This window comes from Novipirellula sp. (genome assembly GCF_041583735.1).
Lineage (GTDB): Bacteria > Planctomycetota > Planctomycetia > Pirellulales > Pirellulaceae > Novipirellula.
The window spans coordinates 1-5080 of record NZ_JBFHFD010000626.1 but is presented as its reverse complement, the minus strand read 5'-3'; the positions used below and the strand labels follow the sequence as shown (position 1 = coordinate 5080).

Here is a 5080-nt window from a genome sequence, read left to right as displayed (position 1 = left end):
CGGCTTCTAATACCACCACCACGTCGGGCTCAACCTCCCGCATCGTCGTCATCCAGCGATCAAAATCGTGGTTTTCCATTTCGACGTTGGAAAAGACGATCCGGACGGTCTGGTCATCCCGCACGTCAGAGTTTAGGTAGGACCTCGGCGTACCGACGGCCTTAGGTGAGACCAGCCGGGTGTAAGGATAAATCCGGAATCCATGCCACAGAGTTAGGAAAATTGCAAGGCTTACCGCGATTACAGTGCCTTTGACCGACGGTTCCGACTGCACAACTTGAAACGCAGCGAAAACCACTACGAGTGCCCAACCAATGCCAACAATCTGGAGGCGAGGAAAATCCCAACCGCGAATGAACCAATGGGGACTGGAACTAAGATTCAATAACGAACCGATCGCCAGTAGCGACAGCAACGTTAACAGACAGATGTTAATAATCATGAGTCGACGCCGTGCCACTCCGGTGAGAAAAACGGATCCCTCGCGGTGATTCCTCCGCGGATAATGCAATAGTCCGACTGGATCTTATCATGACGCAAACGCTGGACCGGAATCGGAATCCAGGTGGCGGCCGCGTTAGTTGGATGCAATCATCGTCGCCCCTGTCGATGACGCGTGCCAGCGATCTAGCGACCGACTTTCAGCCTGCGTGATAAACGTTCAACTTGGTCAATTCGCGAACGACCGGAGGAGCCGAGACGCACCTCGGCAACATTAACTAAATAGACGCAAAAATCTTTGAGAGCATCAAAGGAACTAAACGCGGGCGATATGGGCAGCGTCCACCACCGGTATTGTTAGCGTACAATTGCTTTTACACATAGCAAACACGAAGCCTCTATCGATTTGAACATCATCTCCGTTCAACACCGCGTGAATTGTTATTTGCCACATCGTGAAAATCGGGATCGTTGGAGCTTCGCATGCTGAATCTACAATCCATGACACAATGACGTGCTGAAAGTGGATAACTTGAATGCAGCCGAATCGCTTGCACGTTGCCACAAATCCGCTGTAAGGAGCCGAAGTGTTGGCCCCTTTACTTCGTGTACAGTCAAACGCAATTCTACCTGTCGAAACAACATTGCGAACTGCTGGCCTCGCTTTTGAAATCGAGATTCAGAACTTGTGTGTGATGGCCGGGAGAAAACAGATCCGCTGCGAGAAGAGTTTTTTTGAACGGGGCGAGGTAATTTCAACCATGACCGTCGCCGTCGGCAGAACAGTGAGCACATTTGTCTTTGTCTTGCGGTTGAACGCAGGCGACACAAACAATCCTACGGTAAAGCGAAGCGAGCAATCACCATGCAGTTTGAAATCATCGCAATTGTATTACTTTTGCTAATCGTGGCGGTGCTTTTGCAAAGCACTAACATCAGTTGCCTGATCTTGGGCGTCCTGGTCGTTATGTTGATTACAACCAAGCTCTAAAAGGTTGCCGTCGACCGACGGAAAAACACAACTGTCACCCAAATATACGCTTGAGACTTTTTGTTCACGATACGTTAGCCGATGACGAAACCCGTTTGATGATTGATTGAAAGGATCTTACGTCTGCGAAACGACGGCATGGAGGTACTTGGCCAAGGTGGTGATGAATTCTCGCTTTTGCAAAGGCTTGGTGAGGTAATCGCTGTAACCAGCCGCCAAGCACTTGGCTTCGGCTCCTTGCATCGCATTGGCCGTTAGGGCGATGACGGGTAAGTCGAAACCTTCCGCTCGCATTTGGCGAACGGCTGCAAATCCGTCCATGATCGGCATCGAGCAGTCCATTAAGACAACGTCAATTTTCGCATGGTGATTCGGATCACGAAGAATATCGATCGCTTCCTTGCCGTTTTCGGCTGTCAATGCTCGTCCGCCAGCCTGCTCGATAAAACGCTGTGCGATGAACACAATGTCGCGGCGATCATCGACGATTAAAACGGTACCGCTGAGCGAGTCAATCGAGTCCAATTTGTCGGAACGCTCATGCGGTGTCTCGTGGTCATTCGTCGTCTCGTTGGCATCCATCATGGGGACATTTTCCAGCGGCCCCGTCGCAATCGTGGCGGTGAAAGTGCTTCCGCCACCGACGACGCTTTCGACCTCGATGTCGCCGCCCAACAATGTCGCCAACCGCTGACAGATGGTTAGCCCCAGACCTGTTCCACCATGTTCGCGTGTGATGGATTCATTGGCCTGTGAAAACGGTTGAAAGAGGTTTTGTTTTTGATCCGCTGAGATTCCTTCGCCCGTGTCGATCACCGCGAATCGCATTTGCTCATGCTCAACAAGGGCCCGGACGATAATCCGAACACTGCCGCGATTGGTGAATTTGATTGCATTGCCAACGAGATTGATCAGAATTTGACGAAGCCGCGTCTCGTCACTAAAAATCGTTTCAGGAACGGGACCACTCCACTCAACGAACAGATCCAAATGTTTTGTATGGGCACGTTCTCGCAGCAGTAAGTCGACTTCACGCAGAACCTTTCGTGGCTTGAAGCGAGTCCGTTCAACGAGAACCTTGCCAGCTTCAATTTTCGAAAGGTCCAAGATTTCATTCAAGATGTGCAACAAATACTCACCATTTCGTCGAATCGTTGCCACGGTTTCTTGAGCTTCGCTATTCTCGACTTGATCCGACAATAGATCTGCAAAACCCAGAATCGCTGTCATCGGTGTGCGAATTTCGTGACTCATGTTTGCCAAGAATTCACTCTTCGTTCGGTTCATCGCTTCGGCCGTTTGCACTGCTTGATTTAACCGTTCCCAATCCTCATGTTCACGGGTTGTGTCAATCAGCAATCCGAGCACGCGAACGGCAGTTCGGAACAACGTGTCGGTTCCTTCCTCAAAGTAGACTTGGCCGAATGAGCGAATCCAGCATGGGTGTCCTTCCGCACTTGTCAATCGGTATTCGACATCGTGTTTACCACTGCTAGATACATCAAAGCATTCCTGGATCGCGTGAATCACTGACGCTCGATCCCGAATATCGATTTTCCCCATAATTTCTGTTACGGGAACCGGTGTTTCAGGCAGGGTTTGAAAAATCTCAGCGGCCTTAGAGTCTAGCAATACCTCGCCAGTGATCACGTTATAGTCCCATGATCCCATGTCCGCCGATGCGAAGGCCAAACGTCGCTGTTCTTCACGCTTGGCAAGTTCAGTACCAATCTGCCTTAGCGCGGTGGGGTCATGGGCTGTAGATGCAGCAAACGTCACGTCATGCATGATGATGTAACAACCCACAACATCTCCGCGATCATCAGTGCTGGGCACAAACCGCAGTTCGAAATCTCGCGGTTCTGCCCAAGTTCGTTGATACCACGTCGTCCGAAATCGCTGAGATGTGCCATCAAGAGCTTGGTTAAGACGAGATTGGATGCGAGCATAGAAGTCATTGCCAATGATCAAAAGCAACGGCACGCCGATCAAAGAACAAACCGAACGGTCAACGAGGTCGGCGTAAGCTTGGTTGGTGAATCGATGCTTCAATTCATTGTCGAGATACAATACCGCGAGCGGCACTGCATTCATGACTGCTTCTGTGTCGAGACTTACGCCCCATTTACCTACGGCATCCGTCACTTTATCGCTCATCTTGACAATGCGTTCTTGCATACGAACAACGTTGAAGGCTGGCGGAACCACAAAGTGTATGCGATTGAGCGACGGTTTTGTTAGAAAATACTGACAGAATAATTTTTGCAAGCTTTACCGGCAAAGGGACGCGCTCTGTATGTCGGTGCCCCGGAACCATTGAAAATGTCTGCCAGACCTAGCTTTCTGCCAGACCTAGCTCGGGGTCGTCAAATATTCTCTCAGTAATTTTGAGCCGAGGGCGACCTGAACGGCAAACGACGGTTGCGAACGCGGAAGTTGCAGATCATGGCAAGCTACAAAAATGCGTTGATAGGCACGTTGTTACCTTGAAGTCTAGACTTTTAGACGCGGGTTTCGCACTCGATTCCAAGCGTAATCCAGGAATCATCTTGGACGGCTTTGAAACAGTCCAAGCAAATTTGACCCACTGCCTGACATACGAAATCTTTGGTGGCACTTGGTGGCAACTGACAGCGTTCGGAACGCCAAATGCTCATGTCTACTCGGCGGTTTCTTTACAGATCGTAGGCTCGCTTTACAACGGACTTGATTATGTCGACGGCATTGCTTTCCTCTGCGGGTTCAAACCACTTGGCAACTAGCTCCATTCATTCTGGGATGGGGGCAATTCCGCATGCGAGCGGAGTGGCTTTCCGAGTATGGGCACCCCATGCGTCTCGCGTTTGGCTGACAGGAACGTTCAACGAGTGGCGGGCGGACGCCGAGCAGATGAAAGATGAGGGAAATGGCTATTGGTATGCGGATCTTGAGCACGCTCGGGTCGGCGATGAGTATCGCTATGAAATTGAAAATGGGGATCAGCGATACTCCCGCATCGACCCCTACGCACGTGAAGTCACCAATTCGGTGGGAAATGGCGTAATCCATGATCCTGCCTACGATTGGGAGGATGATCATTTTAAATTGCCGGCGTGGAACGAGTTGGTAATTTATGAACTGCACATCGGAACATTCCATGACGAGCCCGGTGGAATGCCGGGAACATTCTCAGACGCTGAGCAGAAGTTGCAGCATCTAAAAGATTTGGGTATCAACGCGATCGAGATCATGCCTGCAGCTGAATTTGCAGGCGACTTTTCCTGGGGCTACAATCCGGCACACATGTTTTCGATCGAGAGCGCTTATGGGGGCCCCGCCGCATTCAAGCGGTTCGTGAAAAAGGCACATCGGCTTGGAATTGCCGTCATTCTGGACGTGGTTTACAACCACTTTGGTCCGGGCGATTTGCATTTGTGGCAGTTTGACGGTTGGTCTGAAAACGAGCTTGGCGGAATCTATTTTTACAACGACTGGCGTAGCGAAACTCCGTGGGGGAATAGTCGCCCAGATTATGGACGTGGCGAGGTACGTCAATACATTCGCGACAACGCCTTGATGTGGCTCGAAGACTATCACGTCGATGGGTTGCGATACGACATGACACTGTACATGCGGCACGTTCGCGGTAACGGTGACCCCGGCTGTGAT

3 protein-coding genes and 1 pseudogene are annotated in these 5080 nt (G+C 50.7%); 2 read left to right on the top strand and 2 right to left on the bottom strand.

Annotated features, from left to right (window positions below; translation table 11 throughout):
• A pseudogene (locus ABX962_RS29745) lies at positions 1-442 on the bottom strand (endonuclease); the annotation flags it as partial.
• A 1107-nt stretch (positions 443-1549) separates the two neighbouring features.
• Complete coding sequence (locus ABX962_RS29740; protein WP_372724971.1) at positions 1550-3526, bottom strand: ATP-binding protein; 1977 nt, start codon at positions 3524-3526, stop codon at positions 1550-1552.
• Positions 3527-3918: 392 nt separating this feature from the next.
• Here ABX962_RS29740 and ABX962_RS29735 point away from each other — a divergent pair, with 392 nt between their 5' ends.
• Both ABX962_RS29735 and ABX962_RS29730 read left to right on the top strand, forming a co-directional pair.
• On the top strand, positions 3919-4194 hold the full coding sequence (locus ABX962_RS29735; RefSeq protein WP_372724969.1) for a hypothetical protein: 276 nt from the start codon (positions 3919-3921) through the stop codon (positions 4192-4194).
• The coding region (locus ABX962_RS29730) for an alpha-amylase family glycosyl hydrolase (protein ID WP_372724967.1) at positions 4145-5080 on the top strand (936 nt) is incomplete at its 3' end. The genes ABX962_RS29735 and ABX962_RS29730, both read left to right, overlap by 50 nt.